Below are 15414 nucleotides of genomic sequence, written 5' to 3'. Positions count from 1 at the left end.
TTTCCGCTAGGTCGAGCGCATGGAAGGAATGACCAAGGCGGATGTCGACAAGCTCGATAAGGGCCTGCCCGTACGCAGCGGCAGGGCGTTGCGTCCGCGTGATGCCGCGACCCTCATTTTGCTCGATCGCCGCGGCAAGGACGTTCTGGTGCTGATGGGCCGGCGCCATGCCGGGCACGCCTTCATGCCCGGAAAATTCGTCTTCCCCGGCGGCCGCACCGATCCCGCCGACAGCCGCGTTCCCGTCGCTGCCCCTCTGGGTGGTGAGGAAGAAGGCAAGCTGGCCGCAGGCCCCGGCCGTGCCAGCGCGGCGCGGGCCCGCGCAATCGCCCTGTCGGCGATTCGCGAGACCTATGAGGAAGCCGGCCTGCTGATCGGCCGCAAGGGCACCTTCTCGACCGCAAAGCGCGACTGGCAGGGTTTCGCCGAACACGGCGTGATCCCCTCGCTGGACGCGCTCCGCTTCGTCGCCCGCGCCATCACTCCGCCCAATCGCGTGCGCCGTTTCGACACGCGTTTTTTCAGCGCCTGGCGCCACGACGTTGCCGTGGAATTGCCCGGCGGCGGTCCGACGAACGAACTCGAAGAACTCGTCTGGCTGCCGCTTGCCGATGCCCGCAATGCCGACATCCCCGACATCACCGGCATGGTTCTGGAAGAACTGGAAAGTCGGCTTGCCGAAGATCCACTGCTGCGGCCGGGGGGCGCCGTGCCGTTCTTCCGGCTCGTCCGCAACCGCTTCGTCCGCGAAGTCCTTTAGAAGCAGAGCATTTTGATCTCATGACGGTCGATACCCAACAACAGGGCGACGAACGCGTACACTGGCTGCCGATGGTCGCGGCGATCTCCTCGATCAGCGTCGTCGGCATCGCCATCGGCCTCGGCATGCCGCTGCTCAGCGTCATTCTGGAAAGCCGCGGCCATTCGGCTTCGATGATCGGCCTCAACACCGCCGTCGCCGGCCTCGCCTCGATCGCCGGCGCGCCTTTGGCCACGCCGCTCGCCATGCGGCTCGGCGTCGCCTGGACCATGCTGTTGATGATTGCCATCGGCGCGCTCGCCTTCGTCGGTTTCCATTTCGCGCCGGATTTCTGGATGTGGTTTCCGCTCCGCGTCGCCCTGCACATATCGCTGACGGTGCTGTTCATCCTTTCGGAATTCTGGATCAGCACCTCGGCCCCGCCGAACCGGCGCGGCCTTGTGCTTGGCATCTACGCCACCGTTTTGTCACTCGGCTTTGCCGCCGGACCCTGGCTGTTCGCCCATCTCGGCAGTTCGGGCTTCCTGCCGTTCGGCGTCACCATAGCGCTGGTGACGCTCGCCGCCATTCCGGTGCTTGCGGCCCGCAACGAGAGCCCGAGCATCGTCGCCGACAGCGAAACCAGCCACTTCCTGCGCTACATCTGGCTGGTGCCGACCGCAACCTTCGCCGTGCTTGTTTTCGGCGCCGTCGAAACCGGCGGTTTCTCGCTCTTCCCCGTCTATGGCAGCCGTATCGGCTATTCGGAAGCCGACGCCGCGCTGCTTCTGACAATGATCGGGCTCGGCAATGTGCTTCTGCAGATCCCGATCGGCATGATCAGCGACCGCGTTTCCGACCGCCGCTACCTGCTGCTGGCCTGCGCCACGGTCGGGCTCATCGGCACGGTCTTCATGCCGTTCTTCGCACAGAACTGGCATCTGATGGCGGCCCTCCTGTTCGTCTGGGGCGGCGTCGTCGCCGCCATGTACACGATCGGCCTTGCCCATCTCGGCTCGCAGCTGTCCGGCCATGAACTGGCATCCGCCAATGCTGCCTTCGTGCTTTGCTATGGCGTCGGCATGGTGCTGGGTCCGCAGGCGATCGGCATCGGCATGGACGCCTTCGGCCCATCCGGCTTCGGCTGGTCGCTGGCCTTCTTCTTCGCCGCCTATATGGCTCTGATCCTGGTCAGGCTGGTGCGCAAGATTCTCTAGGGTGTGTTGAGATTCAGGTCAGGCCAAGCCGAAAATGATGGCTTTCGAGAACCGGAGCGGAGCGGACATTCGGGTCCGTGAGCACCGGAACCGCAGAAAACCATCATTTGCAGGCTGGCATCACCTGAATATCAACACACCCTAGGCAAATGCCGCCGAAGCGTCGGCCATCCTGACATCACCGTGTCAGCAGCACCGCTGCTATAACCTGCCTCCGACGCGAGGTAGGAGAATTGCGATGGTCGACAGCGGCTTTGAAACCAGATCCCTCAGGATGGAACTGCTTCTACTCGTCACATTCCAGGCGCCGGCCGCCGATGTCGAGCGCATCATGGAGGCCGTGGTGGCGATCACGCCGCTGCGCATGGGCAAGTATGACGCCAACGCCTATCAGTCGGCGCAAGGCATCGAGCGCTACCGGCCGCTCGAAGGCGCCGCGGCCGGCGCTGAGACCGAACTGCGCCGGCGACCCGGCACCGTCGAAGTGTCGTTCGAGATCGCCGACGACCAGGCGCTCGCCGCTCGTGTCGTCGAGGCGATATTCCAAGCCCATTCCTATCAGGAGCCCGTCATCCGCATCCAGCCACTGCTCGCCAGCCGTTCCAAGGGTCTTGACGACCGCGCCAATCCGAACCGCTGGTGGAACACCACGGGCGACTGGAAAAAGGCGGGGCAATTGGTCGAGCATAACGCTTGAGACGTGGACACGGGCCATGCCGAAATGAAGCGAAGAAGGCGCTCGGGCTTGACTTTCCGGGCGCGTTCTTTATGTGTCGCGCCAAGTTTCCCGCGTCCGGGTGTTTCCCCGTGCTTCAGCGGCCAAAACTCCACGAACATTAACGGACGAAAATCATGGCCAAAGCCGCAAACATCAAGATCAAACTTCTGTCGACCGCCGACACCGGGTTCTTCTACGTCACCAGCAAGAACAGCCGTACCAAGACGGACAAGCTCTCGTTCCGCAAGTACGATCCGGTCGCCAAGAAGCACGTCGAGTTCAAGGAAACCAAGATCAAGTAATCTGGCTATCCCGAGAAATCGAAACGCCGCCCTCTGGGCGGCGTTTTTGTTTTAGGAAGGACCGGACGACAAAAAGGGGGCCGGTCGGCGGTTGGCAGCGGTACGAGGAGGCCACTATGTGCCAGCGCCGGCCGGCCGACCCCACGGACCCAGGAGATGCGGCGGACCTGAGCATCATGGGGTATTTTTGGATCGAGCCGGCTACTCTACCCTCGCGCCGGCCTCGTCTTCTGTCTATGCGTCGCAGATTTGCGCAAGACCTCATAAAAATCAACCATTTCTTAACCACCGCTCACGAATCGCTTGGGTTAAGGTAAATTCGTAACCCTGTTGCAGCGCTGGAGAATCGTCGCCTTTATGCCGAGCATGTCTCCCGAAAGTGGAAACCGGTTTCAGGATAAAGACAGGCGCGTGCGGGGTCTGAAAGATCGCGACGCGTTTTAGGCAGCCTTCGCGACCACCCTGTTGCGGCCGCCGCTTTTGGCCTCATAGAGCGCCAGGTCGGCGCGCTTCATCAGCGCGGCGACGCTGTCGGTCCCTTTCAGGAGAGACGACACGCCGACGCTGACCGTGACCTCGATCGCCTTGCCGTCGGCACCGATGGCAAAAGCTGCCTGTGCGATCTCGACGCGAATGCGTTCGGCCACCTTCTCGGCGACCGCGCCGTCAGTGTCCGGCATAACCACGACGAACTCCTCGCCGCCGAAGCGGCAGGCGAGATCGATGCCGCGCACATTCTTGCGCAGCCGCCGAGCGAACTCGCGCAGAACGTCGTCACCGCCGTCATGGCCATGGGTATCGTTGATCGACTTGAAGCGATCGAGATCGGTGATCATCACCGACAAGGGCCGCCGCCGCGCCACGGCGCGATCGAACAGTGTCTGCAGATGGCTGTCGAGGTAGCGGCGGTTGTGCAGCCCGGTCAGCCCGTCGATCACCGCCATCTCGATCGTCTGGGCGACGCTGGCGCGCAACTGATCGTTGTAGCGCTTGCGCCGCACCTGTGTGCGCAGGCGCGCCGTCAGCTCATGCTGGTCGATCGGCCGGATCAGGTAGTCATTGATGCCAAGTTCCAGGCCACGCAGGATGCGGCCCTCCTCGCCCTCGTCGGCGAGCAGCATGATCGGCAGGAAGCGGGTACGGTCGAGCGAACGCAGCTGCGAGCAGAGTCTCAGCGCATCGAAGTCGGAGAAGGCGGTCGAGATCAGCACGCATTCATACGCCGTCTCGGCCGCCTGGAAGAACCCCGCATTCGGGTCGGTCGCGACATCGAACTCGGCGGTGTTGCGCAGCATCTTCTGGATGCGTTCGACGGAAGTTTTGCGCTCGTCGATGAGCAGCACCCGCGGCTTTGAGTCTTCGGTCGCGAAATCGCGGCTCAGAAGTTCCTCGATGCCGATATTGCGCGTGGTCGAGGCGCGCAGCCTGAGTTCGTCGGTCAGCGACTTCAGCCTGACCAGGCTCTTGACGCGTGTCATTAACTGCAGGTCGTTGACGGGCTTGGTCAGGAAATCGTCAGCGCCCGCCTCGAGGCCGCGTACCCGGTCCGACACCTGGTCGAGCGCGGTGATCATGACGACAGGGATATGCGAGGTCGCCGGATCGCTCTTCAGGCGCTTGCAGACCTCGAACCCATCCATGTCCGGCATCATCACATCGAGCAGCACGACGTCGACCTTGCCGTTCTCGCAGGTCTCGATCGCATCCGGGCCGTTATTGGCCGTCAGCACCTCGAAATACTCGGCAAGCAGCCGAACCTCCAGCAGCCGCACATTGGCGGGGATATCGTCGACGACGAGGATCCGCGCGGTCATCTCAAAACTCCGGTTCTGCTGGTCTCGGGCATCAGGCGTCGCCCAGATAGGATTTGATCGTCTCGATGAAGCGCGGCACCGAGATCGGCTTGGAAATATAGGCCTCGCAGCCACCCTGACGGATGCGCTCCTCGTCGCCCTTCATGGCGAAGGCGGTGACGGCGATAACGGGGATCGAATGCAATTCGTCGTCTTCCTTCAGCCATTTGGTCACTTCCAGGCCGGACACTTCCGGAAGCTGGATGTCCATCAGGATGAGGTCCGGCCGGTGCTGGCGCGCGAGGTCGAGCGCCTCCAGGCCATTGCGCGTGCGAACCGTTTCGTAACCGCTGGCTTCGATGAGGTCCCGAAAGAGCTTCATGTTAAGCTCATTGTCCTCGACGATCATCACCTTCTTAGCCATCAGTTTCCCGTCCCGACCGCCCTCGAAGCCGAAGGCCGTCGCAATGCGTCCCCTTCGGACCGCACCCAACCCATTTCCACTCTAGCCCAATATGATTGACGAAACGGAAACCGGAGGTTGGAAAGCTGCACCAATTCCACCTTCGGACGTTGCATGGGAAAGAGCGGAGGCTTGCCGCAAGCGACGCTTGCCGTTACTGCGGAAGGAGACTCGAAAAAATCCACCATTGCAAAGGTAACGATGGCGAACGCAGCGTCAATGCGCGAGGAAGCGGAAACCATTGCCGTCAAGGCCCTGGCCTTCGTCGCCGCCGACCCGGAGCTTCTGCCCCGCTTTCTGGCGATCACGGGCATCGAGGCGAACTCGATCCGCAGGGCCGCAGCTGAGCCGGGCTTCCTTGCCGGCGTTCTGCAATTCATCCTGGCACACGAGCCGACGCTTCTGCGCTTCGCCGAGGAAACCGGCACGCCGCCAGCCGCCGTCGGCAAGGCATTGCGCGCCCTTCCGCTCGGCGACGACGATCACGAGCGCTCGACATGAGCGACGATCCCGAGACGGCGCGGCAGATCGAAGAGCTTGCCGCGGATGACCGGCCGCTGCTGGTGCTCGACGTCGACGATGTCGTGCTCGAATTCGTCCGGCCCTTCCCGCATTTCCTGAAGTCGCGCGGCTTCGGGCTGACGCTGGCTTCCTTCCGCCTCACCGGCAACATCGCCGAGACGGCGAGCGGGCGGCTGATCGAGCAGCCGGAAGTGACGGCGCTGCTCGGCGATTTCTTCGACGCCCAGGCGGACTGGCAAAGCATCGCAGAGGGTGCGGCGGACGCGCTGGCGATGCTCGGCCGAAGCGCCGAGATCGTCCTGCTGACTGCCATGCCGCACAAGCACCGCGCCGTGCGCCGTGCGCATCTCGATGCGCTGGGGCTCAATTACCCGCTGCTGACGACGGAAATGGCCAAGGGACCCGCCATCGCGAAACTGCGCGGCGTCGGGGGCCGGCCTGTCGCCTTCGTCGACGACCAGCCTTCCAACCTGGTTTCGGCGCGCAACTCCGTGGCGGATGCCCATCTCTTCCATTTGATGGCTGACAACTCGCTGCGCGCCTTCCTGCCACCGACGCCGGAAGACATTATCTCGGTCGACGACTGGTGCGATGCGACGCCAAAGATCGCGGCCGCGCTCGGGCTTTAACTCAAGCACTCAGGGCTTCAGCTTCGCTCCGGCCCCACCATTGTCGCCGCCGTCCGAATCGTCTCCGCCGGTGGAATCATCCGTTCCGTCCGCGCCGTCATCGCCTGAGTTGTCATCCTGACCGGCGCTGTCGTCCTGGGCGGCGTCCGGTCCCTTCAGCATCGCGCCGTTGACCGTGACTGATCCATCGGCCTTGGTGTTGATCGTCCACTCCAGCCGGCCATCCGGCAGCGTCTTGCCAAAGCCTTTGACGGCCAGGGCAAAGGGGAAGGCCTGCGCCATCTGCTCATCGCTTTTGGCGGCTTCCTTCAAGGCATCGACGATCTTGTCATAGCCGGCGACATCGACGGTCACGCTCGCATCGGGTTTCTCGCCGGGAAAGGTCATCTCGCCTTCCAGCGCGACTTCGATGGCGCCGTTCTTCACCGTGCTGTGCCCGATCACGACCTTCGGATTCTTGGCCTTGAAATCGGCGACCAAAGCTTTGCCGAATTCGTCCGACAGCGGCGGATTCTTATTGAGATCAAAGCCTTCGATCGCCTTTTTCGCCATCGTATCGAGATCGATATTGGCGCCGCCGAAATGCAGGTCGATGTCGGTGGGCAGCAATGGGGCGGTCCATTCCGGCAGGGTCTGATGCGGGATCGTCAGACCGGCGGCCTTGATCGCGTAATCGACCTTGCCGTTCTGGGAGATGCCGTCCATGCCGAATGCGGTGCTGAATTGCGTGGCACCGAACTTACCGACAGGGCTGTCGACCTCGAAATTCTTGAAGCCGTAATTGCCGTCGATCCTTTCCCAGATGGGCAGCGCGGCCAGCATCAACGATTTGAGCTCAGCCTGGTTGGCCTTGAGCTTGGCTTCATCCTCATTGGCCACGGCAAAGGCAAGCAGGTCGAGCAGCGGCTTCGTCCGCACGCCCTTGCCGTTTGCGTCCACCGAAAGTTCCGGTGTTTTCAGCGTGACCGGGAAGTTCAATCCTTTTTCGGGATCATCGACCTTGATCATCTCGACGAAGTCCGAGACTTTCTGCGTGGCCGTGAAGTCGACGCCGCCATTGGCGGATTTGGTCGCGGTAACGGTGGCGGTGCCGGCGCCAGTCGAGATATCTGCCTGCTGCTTGGCTTGCCGCGACGTCATGGTCATTCCGGCCAATGAGCTGGTCGCGCTGGTGAAGGCGGCGAGGGCCGGATCGTAGATGCTGGTCAGCTTGCCCTCCTTGATCGTGAACTCCATGCTCTGACGGCCTTCCGGTCCTTCGAACTCGAAGGATGCGCCTTGCGAGAAATTCGACGAGACGTCCCAGGATCCGTCGCTGCGCGGCTTCACCATCAGCGCGTATGGCGCCATGTCGAATTTCAGGAGCTTCTGTTCCGGCAACGCATTGACGAGCGCCTTGACGTCAAGCGCAATCTTGTAGGCGTCGCCCTCGACCGAAACCTTGAGCACGCCCTTGTCGAACGCCTGCTTGCCGAAATAGCGCGCCAGATTGTCGGAAAGATCTTTGGCGCCTTGATTGTCGACGGTCTGGGCAAAAGCCGGCGCGCTGAGCGCGAGGGCAAAGGCAAATGGCAAAATACGCTTCACGTCAGTTCTCCGTGATTTCGGAAGACGAAATATTCATGCTTCTGGTAGGCAAGAAGCGTAACAGCCGCAAGACGCCGACTGTAGGCCAAAAGCTCATTCGGCTAAAGCGCCAGGCGCATCAGCGCCCAAAGCACAAGGCGCATCAGTACCTAAAGCACAAGGCGCATCAGCGGCCGGCCGGGCTTGCGCTCCACCAGCCTCTCGAAGCCGGCCTTCTCGAACACCCGCGACGAGCCTACGAAAAGCCCGATCGAGCGCGAATCGCGCGACAGATCGATCGGGCAGGCCTCCAGCAGCCTCGCTTTATTCTCGCGGGCGAAAGCGATGCCGCCCTCGACAAGGCGATGCGTGATGCCCCGCCCCCTCGCCCTGGGGCGGATGAAGAAGCAGGAGATCGCCCAGACGGCCGGGTCGCCGGCATCGGCGGGATCGACCGGGGCCGAGCCCCTGCCCTGATTGTTCCACTCGGGGATGTCGGCGCGCGGGCCGACCTGCATCCAGCCGACGGCCTTGCCGTCCTCGAGCGCCAAGAGCCCCGGCGGCGGGCCCGTCTCGATTCGCGCCTTGATGAGATCCTTGTTCCGCTCCTTGTCGCTGGCGCGGCGCTCCGCCGGCGACAACCGGAAATGCGTGCACCAGCAGCCGTAGCAGGCACCCTGCTTGCCGAACAGGTCCTCGAAATCAGGCCAGTGCTCAGGAGTCAGCGGTGCGATGGTCGTGCTCATGCGTTCTCCCCAAGCCAAGCTTGTTGCCGGCCCTGCGCTGTCGTACCATTGCGTTTGTTCTCTTTATGTTCGCAGCGATGGCGGCTCCTGTCAACAATCCCGAACACGGTTTTTGCCGTGACTGCCTGGCGCTCCAGCGCGGCGAGACGCGTCGCTGCGATCGCTGCGGCAGCCCGCGCCTTGTCCGTCACGCCGAGCTCTACCGGCTGCGGATCGCCCATATCGATTGCGACGCCTTCTACGCGGCGGTCGAGAAGCGTGACAATCCCGCGCTGAAGGACAGGCCTGTCATCATCGGCGGCGGCCGGCGCGGCGTCGTTTCCACCGCCTGCTATATCGCCCGCATCCAGGGCGTCCGCTCGGCCATGCCGATGTTCAAGGCGCTCGAACTGTGCCCCGAAGCGGTGGTGATCCCGCCCGACATGGAAAAATATGTCGGTGTCGGCCGCCAGGTGCGCGCGTTGATGCAGGCGCTGACGCCGCAGGTCGAGCCGCTGTCGATCGACGAGGCCTTTCTCGACCTCGCCGGCACCGAGCGGCTGCACGGCATGCCGCCGGCGCTGGTGCTTGGGCGCTTTGCGCAGACGGTGGAAAAGGAGCTCGGCATCACCGTTTCGGCCGGCCTCTCCTACTGCAAGTTCCTGGCGAAAATTGCCTCGGACTTCCGCAAGCCGCGCGGCTTTTCCGTGATCGGCGAAGCCGAGGCGCCAAGCTTCCTCGCCGCGCAGCCGGTGACGATGATCTGGGGTGTCGGCAAGGCGCTGGCCGCGACGCTGGAGCGCGACGGCATCCGCATGATCGGGCAGCTGCAGCGCATGGAGCGCGGCGACCTGATGCGCCGCTATGGCGTGATGGGCGACCGGCTCTACCGCCTCTCGCGAGGCGAGGACGACCGCCTGGTCGATCCGGACGGTGATGCCAAGAGCGTCTCGGCCGAAACCACCTTCGACAACGACATCGGAGCCCTGGCGGAGCTGGTGCCGGTGCTGCGCGGGCTGTCGGAAAAGGTCTCGGCCCGGCTGAAGAGATCCGGCATCGCCGGCCGCACCGTGGTGCTGAAGCTGAAGACGCAGGATTTCAAGATACGGACCCGCAATCGCCAGCTCGGCGACCCGACGCGCCTGGCCGACCGCATTTTCCAGACCGGGCTCGACCTGCTGCGCCGCGAGGCCGACGGCACAAAATTCCGCCTGCTCGGAATCGGCGTCAGCGACCTCTCCGACGACCAAAAGGCCGATCCGCCGGATCTGGTCGACGTGCAGTCGCGCAAGCGCGCGCTTGCCGAAGGCGCGATGGACACGCTGCGCGACAAGTTCGGCAGGAAAGCCGTCGAGACCGGCTATACATTCGGCAAGGGCCGCGCCGCCAATCCGCCCGAGCCGCTGGAAGATTGAAGGGTCAGGTCCGCTTGAGGTCGATCCGGCTCGTCACCACCATCTTGCCGGTTGCCGGATCCATGTCGGTCACCGTCATGCGCATATTGTCCGGCCCGATCTTTTCTACGGTCAGCTCCGCATTGCGGTCGCCATTGACGACTTTCGCCCAGTGGATGTCGAGGTTGATTGCGTCGCCCTTGCGGCTTCCGCTGAGCCCGGCAGGTCCGCTGCGCGAACCTATGTAAGTGCCAGTGTAGCTCGCCCCGTCGACCTTCAGGTCGGCGCGGATTTCCCGCGACATGATCAACAACGCACGACAGGTGCCGTCAAGCGAGAGCGAGTCCGCCGTCGCGTCCGAAGTGAAGTTGCAGTTGATATTCATCACCGGCGTGTTCGTTCTGATCCTGACCGTCCCCTTGCCGGCGAACTTCCCCTGCAGCGATCGCAGGAAGGCCGCCTCGTCGGCATGCGCGCCCGTCGCGCAGAAAAGACAGGCGGCGGCCAGCAAAGCGGCGGTGGATTTCATCAAGACGTTTCCCTCTCGCGATCATGCGCCCTCCGACGGAAGGCGTGGACTTAACGGATGCCCAGGCGCCAGGTTCCGCTGCGACGATGACGGTTTTGACGCTCGCTCCGCTGGCCCAGTGGAATGACGCCACTAACGGTTGCGGCCCGGGTCCGGGCTTGCGACATAGGGCCCCAAATGGCGTCCGCTCCCTCGATCCCAAAAGCCGCGTTCTGGATGGCTCTGTCAATCGCCTCGATGCTTGCGATGTCGGTTGCCGGCCGCGAGACGACGGCCGAGCTCAACGTCTTCCAGGTGCTGGAGCTGCGCTCGGTGATCGGTTTCTTCATCCTTTTGCCGCTGGTGATGATGAGCGGCGGTTTTGCCGCGATGCGCAGTGAGCGCCCGTTCGCCCATGTTGCCCGCAACATGATCCACTATACCGGCCAGGCCGCCTGGCTCTACGCGCTGACGCTCATTCCGCTCGCCGTGCTGATCTCGATCGAGTTCACCACGCCGATCTGGACGGCGATCCTGGCGGTCAGCTTTCTGGGGGAAAGACTGTCCCGGTCGAAACTCACGGCGATCGTGCTTGGCCTGATCGGCGTGGTCGTCATCGTGCGCCCCAGCGCCGGCTCGATGGATCCCGGCCACCTCGTCGTCTTAGGCGCCGCGGTCTGCTTCGGCATCTCGATGGTGCTGGTCAAGTCGATGACCAAAACCGAAAGCGTGGTGCGCATCATCTTCTGGATGCTGATCATCCAGTCGGCGGTTGGCCTGATCCCGGCTCTCTACAGCTGGCACAACCCTTCGCCAGGGCTCTGGCCATGGATCTTCGTCATCGCCTTCACCGGCATGTCGTCGCATTTCTGCCTGGCCCGTGCGCTGGTCCATGCTGATGCCACGATCATCTCGCCGATGGACTTCCTGCGCGTGCCGCTGACGGCGCTGGTCGGCTGGCTGCTCTACCATGAGCAGATCGACGTCTTCACCGCCGGTGGCGCGGCTCTGATTCTCGCCGGCAATTTGCTCAACCTGCAGAAGAAGACGCCGCGGGTGGCAGAGGCGGAGGCGGCAACGCCCTGAGCTCGGGTGTGTTGAGATTCAGGTCAGGCCAAGCCGAAAATGGTGGCTTTCGAGAACCGGAGCGGAGCGGACATTCGGGTCCGTGAGCACCGGAAGCGCAGAAAACCAGCATTTGCAGGCTGGCATCACCTGAATATCAACACAACCTAGACCAGCTCCACGTCCACCACGCCCTGCACCGCGCGCATGGCGGAGGCGATCTGCGGCGAGACGCGATAATTACCCAGGCCGATCTCAATCTCGCCCTGCGCCTCTCCCTTGAGAACGATGATGCTGACTTGACTGTCGCCACGCTGTTTGAGCTGCGATTGAATGATCGACGATGGTCCATCATCCCTGACAAATATGCGCAGCGCTTTCTGGATGCGGCTGGCTTCATCGTCCAGTGATTGCACCGAGTTGATGCGCAGGTTCACGCCCTCAGGCCTGTCTTCGGCTGCAACCATAATCACCACCGAACTGCCGGGCTCCAGCATGTCGCGATACTGCGCCAGGCCTTCGGAAAACAGTACGGCCTCATACTGTCCCGTCGTGTCGGAAAACTGCACCACGCCCATCTTGTTACCCGTGCGGGTCTTGCGCTCCTGCTTGGAGGTGACCGTGCCGGCAAGACGCCCGGCGGCGGCGCCGCGTTTGACCGCAGCCGAGAATTCCGCCCAGTTCTGCACCCGCATCTTCTGCAGCGCGGACTTGTACTCATCGAGCGGATGCGCCGAAAGATAGAAGCCGACGATCTGGAATTCACGGTGCAGCTTGTCGGCAGCAAGCCACGGATCGGTCGCCGGCAGGTTGAGAGCCTGCGACTGGCTCCCAAGCGAAGCGCCGAAAATGTCGGCCTGGCCGGAGATGGCGTTTTGCTGTGCCAGCGAGGCCAAGCCCATCATCCGCTCGACGCCGGCCATCATCTGCGCGCGGTCATGGCCGAAGCAATCGAGCGCGCCCGCCATGATTAGGCTTTCGAAGACGCGCTTGCCGACGATCTTGGGATCGACCCGCTCGCAGAAATCGGCAAGGTTCTTGAACGGCTTCTCGCCGCGTTTCTCGACGATGTGCTCGACCGCCGCGTCGCCGACGCCTTTCAGCGCCGCCAGCGAATAGAAGATCTTGTTCTCGCCGACCTCGAAGGGACGGAAACTCGACATCACTGACGGCGGCACCACCTCGATGCCGAGGCGCATGGCGTCCTGGCGGAAATCGGCCAGCTTGTCGGTATTGCTCATGTCCAGCGTCATCGACGCCGCAAGGAACTCGACCGGGTAATGCGCCTTGAGATAGGCGGTCTGGTAGGAAACGACCGCATAGGCCGCGGCGTGCGACTTGTTGAAGCCGTAGTCGGCGAACTTGGCCAGGAGGTCGAAGATGAAATCGGCCTGCGGCTTTGAGACGCCGCGCTCGACTGCGCCCGTGACGAAGCGCTCTCGCTGCTTGTCCATCTCGGCGCGGATCTTCTTGCCCATGGCGCGGCGCAGAAGGTCGGCTTCGCCGAGCGAATAGCCGGAAAGCTCCTGCGCGATCTGCATCACCTGTTCCTGGTAGACGATGACGCCTTGGGTCTCCTTCACCAGATGGTCGATCTTGGGATGGATCGAGGCCATCTCCTCCTCGCCATGCTTTCTGGCATTGTAGGTCGGGATATTCTCCATCGGGCCGGGGCGATAGAGCGCCACCAGCGCGATGATGTCCTCGATGCAGTCCGGCCGCATGCCGATCAGCGCCTTGCGCATGCCGGCACTTTCAACCTGGAACACGCCGACCACCTCGCCGCGCGACAGCATCGCGTAGGTGTCGGGATCGTCGAGCGGTATCTTGGCGAGATCGATGTCGACGCCGCGCCGCCGTATCAGCTTCACTGCCGTTTCCAGCACCGTCAGCGTCTTCAGGCCGAGGAAGTCGAACTTCACCAGCCCCGCCTGCTCGACATATTTCATGTTGAACTGGGTGACCGGCATGTCCGAGCGCGGATCGCGGTACATCGGCACCAGCTCGGACAACGGACGGTCGCCGATGACAATGCCCGCGGCATGCGTCGAAGCATGGCGATAGAGTCCTTCGAGCTTCTGCGCCGTGTCGAGCAGCGTCTGCACGATCGGCTCCTTCTCCGCCTCCTCAGCGAAGCGCGGCTCGTTGGCGATGGCGTCCGCCAGCTTGACCGGATTGGCCGGGTTCTGCGGCACCATCTTGGAGAGCTTGTCGACCTGACCGTAAGGCATCTGCAGCACGCGGCCGACATCGCGCAGCACCGCGCGCGCCTGCAGCGTTCCGAAGGTGATGATCTGCCCGACCTGATCGCGGCCGTATTTCTGCTGGACGTAGCGGATGACTTCCTCGCGCCGGTCCTGGCAAAAGTCGATGTCGAAGTCCGGCATCGACACCCGGTCCGGATTGAGGAAGCGCTCGAACAGCAACGAAAAACGCAGCGGGTCGATGTCGGTGATGGTGGTCGAATAGGCGACCAGCGAGCCGGCGCCCGAACCGCGCCCCGGCCCGACGGGAATGCCTTGCGCCTTCGCCCATTTGATGAAGTCGGCAACGATCAGGAAGTAGCCCGGGAACTTCATCTTCTCGATGATGCCGAGCTCGAATTCGAGCCGCTCGCGATATTGCTCCACCGTGTAGCCCGGCGTCGGCCCGTGCGCGGCCAGCCGCGCCTCCAGGCCTTCGCGCGCCTGCCGGGCAAGCTCGGCCGCCTCCGCCTTCTCGGCTGCGTCCTTGTCGGCAGCGTCGGCGCCGGTGAAGCGCGGCAGGATCGGGCTGCGGGTCTTCGGATAGTAGGAGCAGCGCATCGCGATCTCGACCGTGTTGTCGATCGCTTCGGGCAAGTCGGAAAAGAGGCGCGCCATCTCGGCCTGGCCGCGCAGGAAATTGTCAGGCGAAAGCCGCCGGCGGTTGTCGGCGGCAACCACCGAGCCTTCGGCAATCGCAATCAGCGCGTCATGCGCCTCGTAATCCTCGCGTTTGGAGAAGAAGGCCTCGTTGGTGGCGACCAGCGGCAGGTCATGCGTATAGGCAAGGTCGACGGTCGATTTCTCGACCATGCGATCGTAGCCGGCGACCCGCTCCAGCTCGACATAAAGCCTGTCGCCGAACAGGCCTTTGAGGAACAGCAACCGCTGTTCGGCGAGATCGCGCCGGTCCGCTTTGAGCGCACTGCCGATCGGACCGCGCGGCCCACCGGTCAGACAGATCAGCCCGTCGCACCGATCTTCCAGCATAGCGCTGGTCAGATGCACCGGCTCGCCTGGCGGCGTCTCCAGATAGACCTTGCTGATCAGCCGCACGAGATTGCTGTAGCCGTCCTCACTGGCGGCGATCAGCACGACCGGCGACATCTCCGGCCCATGGCGGCGGCGGTCGCGCTGGCCGTCGCTCGCTTCCCCGGAAAAGGCCAGATCGATCTGGCAGCCGATGATCGGCTGGATGCCGTCCTTGACCGCCTTCTGGGCGAATTCCAGCGCGCCGAACAGATTGTTGGTGTCGGTGACCGCGATCGCCGGCGCCTCGTCCTTGACCGCATGGCCGACGATCGCGCCAAGCTGAAGCGCGCCTTCGAGCAGCGAATAGGCCGAATGCACGCGCAGATGGATGAACCTACGCGCCGGCGTTTCGGGCCGGCTGGCCTTCACTGCCGCTTCGCGCTGCAAAGGATCGCGTGGAAGTCGTTCATCCGCCATGTTTTTTCACGCTGTGCCAAGACTCATCGGTGCAGATGTATTGTCCCGGACGGGGCCATGCCAGTCCAGCACAATCGACCG

14 protein-coding genes are annotated in these 15414 nt (G+C 63.2%); 8 read left to right on the top strand and 6 right to left on the bottom strand.

Annotation, left to right across the window (positions count from 1 at the left end; all coding sequences use genetic code 11):
* Positions 1–19: 19 nt before the first annotated feature.
* From LB520_RS02440 to rpmG, 4 genes are all read left to right on the top strand, one after another.
* Positions 20–760, top strand: coding sequence for an NUDIX hydrolase (locus tag LB520_RS02440; RefSeq protein ID WP_224636299.1), 741 nt, complete (start codon positions 20–22; stop codon positions 758–760).
* A gap of 20 nt (positions 761–780) precedes the next feature.
* Complete coding sequence (locus LB520_RS02435; RefSeq protein WP_095765107.1) at positions 781–1956, top strand: MFS transporter; 1176 nt, start codon at positions 781–783, stop codon at positions 1954–1956.
* A 238-nt stretch (positions 1957–2194) separates the two neighbouring features.
* Entirely contained in the window at positions 2195–2653 is a 459-nt protein-coding gene (locus LB520_RS02430) for a hypothetical protein (protein WP_224601585.1), read from the top strand.
* Between the two features lie 155 nt (positions 2654–2808).
* Positions 2809–2976, top strand: a complete 168-nt coding sequence (gene rpmG / locus LB520_RS02425) for a 50S ribosomal protein L33 (RefSeq protein WP_006201775.1) — start codon at positions 2809–2811, stop codon at positions 2974–2976.
* Between the two features lie 440 nt (positions 2977–3416).
* Here the strand turns inward: rpmG and LB520_RS02420 are convergent, their stop codons facing one another.
* Both LB520_RS02420 and LB520_RS02415 read right to left on the bottom strand, forming a co-directional pair.
* A complete protein-coding gene (locus LB520_RS02420; RefSeq protein WP_224636298.1) occupies positions 3417–4790 on the bottom strand; it encodes a PleD family two-component system response regulator in 1374 nt (457 codons plus the stop codon).
* Positions 4791–4821: 31 nt separating this feature from the next.
* Complete coding sequence (locus LB520_RS02415; RefSeq protein WP_027166515.1) at positions 4822–5193, bottom strand: response regulator; 372 nt, start codon at positions 5191–5193, stop codon at positions 4822–4824.
* A 240-nt stretch (positions 5194–5433) separates the two neighbouring features.
* Here LB520_RS02415 and LB520_RS02410 point away from each other — a divergent pair, with 240 nt between their 5' ends.
* Positions 5434–5733 carry a DUF3572 domain-containing protein gene (locus LB520_RS02410; RefSeq protein ID WP_224543752.1) on the top strand — a complete coding sequence of 100 codons (300 nt, stop codon included), beginning with the start codon at positions 5434–5436 and terminating at the stop codon, positions 5731–5733.
* Positions 5730–6383, top strand: coding sequence for a hypothetical protein (locus tag LB520_RS02405; protein WP_224636297.1), 654 nt, complete (start codon positions 5730–5732; stop codon positions 6381–6383). The genes LB520_RS02410 and LB520_RS02405 overlap by 4 nt, the downstream gene beginning before the upstream one ends.
* Before the next feature lie 9 nt (positions 6384–6392).
* Here LB520_RS02405 and LB520_RS02400 read toward each other — a convergent pair whose 3' ends face one another.
* The gene (locus LB520_RS02400) at positions 6393–7970 is read right to left on the bottom strand and encodes a hypothetical protein (protein ID WP_224636295.1); all 1578 of its coding nucleotides are present in this window, start codon (positions 7968–7970) and stop codon (positions 6393–6395) included.
* Between the two features lie 149 nt (positions 7971–8119).
* Positions 8120–8695 carry a GNAT family N-acetyltransferase gene (locus LB520_RS02395; RefSeq protein ID WP_224602668.1) on the bottom strand — a complete coding sequence of 192 codons (576 nt, stop codon included), beginning with the start codon at positions 8693–8695 and terminating at the stop codon, positions 8120–8122.
* 65 nt (positions 8696–8760) lie between these two features.
* Here LB520_RS02395 and LB520_RS02390 point away from each other — a divergent pair, with 65 nt between their 5' ends.
* Entirely contained in the window at positions 8761–10089 is a 1329-nt protein-coding gene (locus LB520_RS02390; protein ID WP_224636294.1) for a DNA polymerase IV, read from the top strand.
* Positions 10090–10093: 4 nt separating this feature from the next.
* On the opposite strand, the gene LB520_RS02385 is transcribed toward LB520_RS02390, so the two are convergent.
* On the bottom strand, positions 10094–10597 hold the full coding sequence (locus LB520_RS02385; RefSeq protein ID WP_095765098.1) for a hypothetical protein: 504 nt from the start codon (positions 10595–10597) through the stop codon (positions 10094–10096).
* A 177-nt stretch (positions 10598–10774) separates the two neighbouring features.
* Between LB520_RS02385 and LB520_RS02380 the strand changes: the two genes are divergently transcribed.
* A complete protein-coding gene (locus tag LB520_RS02380; protein ID WP_224543741.1) occupies positions 10775–11662 on the top strand; it encodes a DMT family transporter in 888 nt (295 codons plus the stop codon).
* 146 nt (positions 11663–11808) lie between these two features.
* Here LB520_RS02380 and dnaE read toward each other — a convergent pair whose 3' ends face one another.
* Positions 11809–15333 carry a DNA polymerase III subunit alpha gene (gene dnaE, locus LB520_RS02375; RefSeq protein ID WP_224636293.1) on the bottom strand — a complete coding sequence of 1175 codons (3525 nt, stop codon included), beginning with the start codon at positions 15331–15333 and terminating at the stop codon, positions 11809–11811.
* Between the last annotated feature and the right edge of the window lie 81 nt (positions 15334–15414).

Source organism: Mesorhizobium sp. CA12, from assembly GCF_020165255.1.
Classification (GTDB): Bacteria; Pseudomonadota; Alphaproteobacteria; order Rhizobiales; family Rhizobiaceae; genus Mesorhizobium.
The sequence above is the reverse complement of the archived record's forward strand: the minus strand, read 5'-3'. Positions and strand labels throughout refer to the sequence as shown.

What these genes read in the sequence shown, in the direction of transcription:
- LB520_RS02440 (WP_224636299.1), top strand. Translation starts at nt 20, where the DNA reads ATGGAAGGAATGACCAAGGCGGATGTCGACAAGCTCGATAAGGGCCTG.
- LB520_RS02435 (WP_095765107.1), top strand. Translation starts at nt 781, where the DNA reads ATGACGGTCGATACCCAACAACAGGGCGACGAACGCGTACACTGGCTG.
- LB520_RS02430 (WP_224601585.1), top strand. Translation starts at nt 2,195, where the DNA reads ATGGTCGACAGCGGCTTTGAAACCAGATCCCTCAGGATGGAACTGCTT.
- rpmG (WP_006201775.1), top strand. Translation starts at nt 2,809, where the DNA reads ATGGCCAAAGCCGCAAACATCAAGATCAAACTTCTGTCGACCGCCGAC.
- LB520_RS02420 (WP_224636298.1), bottom strand. Translation starts at nt 4,790, where the DNA reads ATGACCGCGCGGATCCTCGTCGTCGACGATATCCCCGCCAATGTGCGG.
- LB520_RS02415 (WP_027166515.1), bottom strand. Translation starts at nt 5,193, where the DNA reads ATGGCTAAGAAGGTGATGATCGTCGAGGACAATGAGCTTAACATGAAG.
- LB520_RS02410 (WP_224543752.1), top strand. Translation starts at nt 5,434, where the DNA reads ATGGCGAACGCAGCGTCAATGCGCGAGGAAGCGGAAACCATTGCCGTC.
- LB520_RS02405 (WP_224636297.1), top strand. Translation starts at nt 5,730, where the DNA reads ATGAGCGACGATCCCGAGACGGCGCGGCAGATCGAAGAGCTTGCCGCG.
- LB520_RS02395 (WP_224602668.1), bottom strand. Translation starts at nt 8,695, where the DNA reads ATGAGCACGACCATCGCACCGCTGACTCCTGAGCACTGGCCTGATTTC.
- LB520_RS02390 (WP_224636294.1), top strand. Translation starts at nt 8,761, where the DNA reads ATGTTCGCAGCGATGGCGGCTCCTGTCAACAATCCCGAACACGGTTTT.
- LB520_RS02385 (WP_095765098.1), bottom strand. Translation starts at nt 10,597, where the DNA reads ATGAAATCCACCGCCGCTTTGCTGGCCGCCGCCTGTCTTTTCTGCGCG.
- LB520_RS02380 (WP_224543741.1), top strand. Translation starts at nt 10,775, where the DNA reads ATGGCGTCCGCTCCCTCGATCCCAAAAGCCGCGTTCTGGATGGCTCTG.
- dnaE (WP_224636293.1), bottom strand. Translation starts at nt 15,333, where the DNA reads ATGGCGGATGAACGACTTCCACGCGATCCTTTGCAGCGCGAAGCGGCA.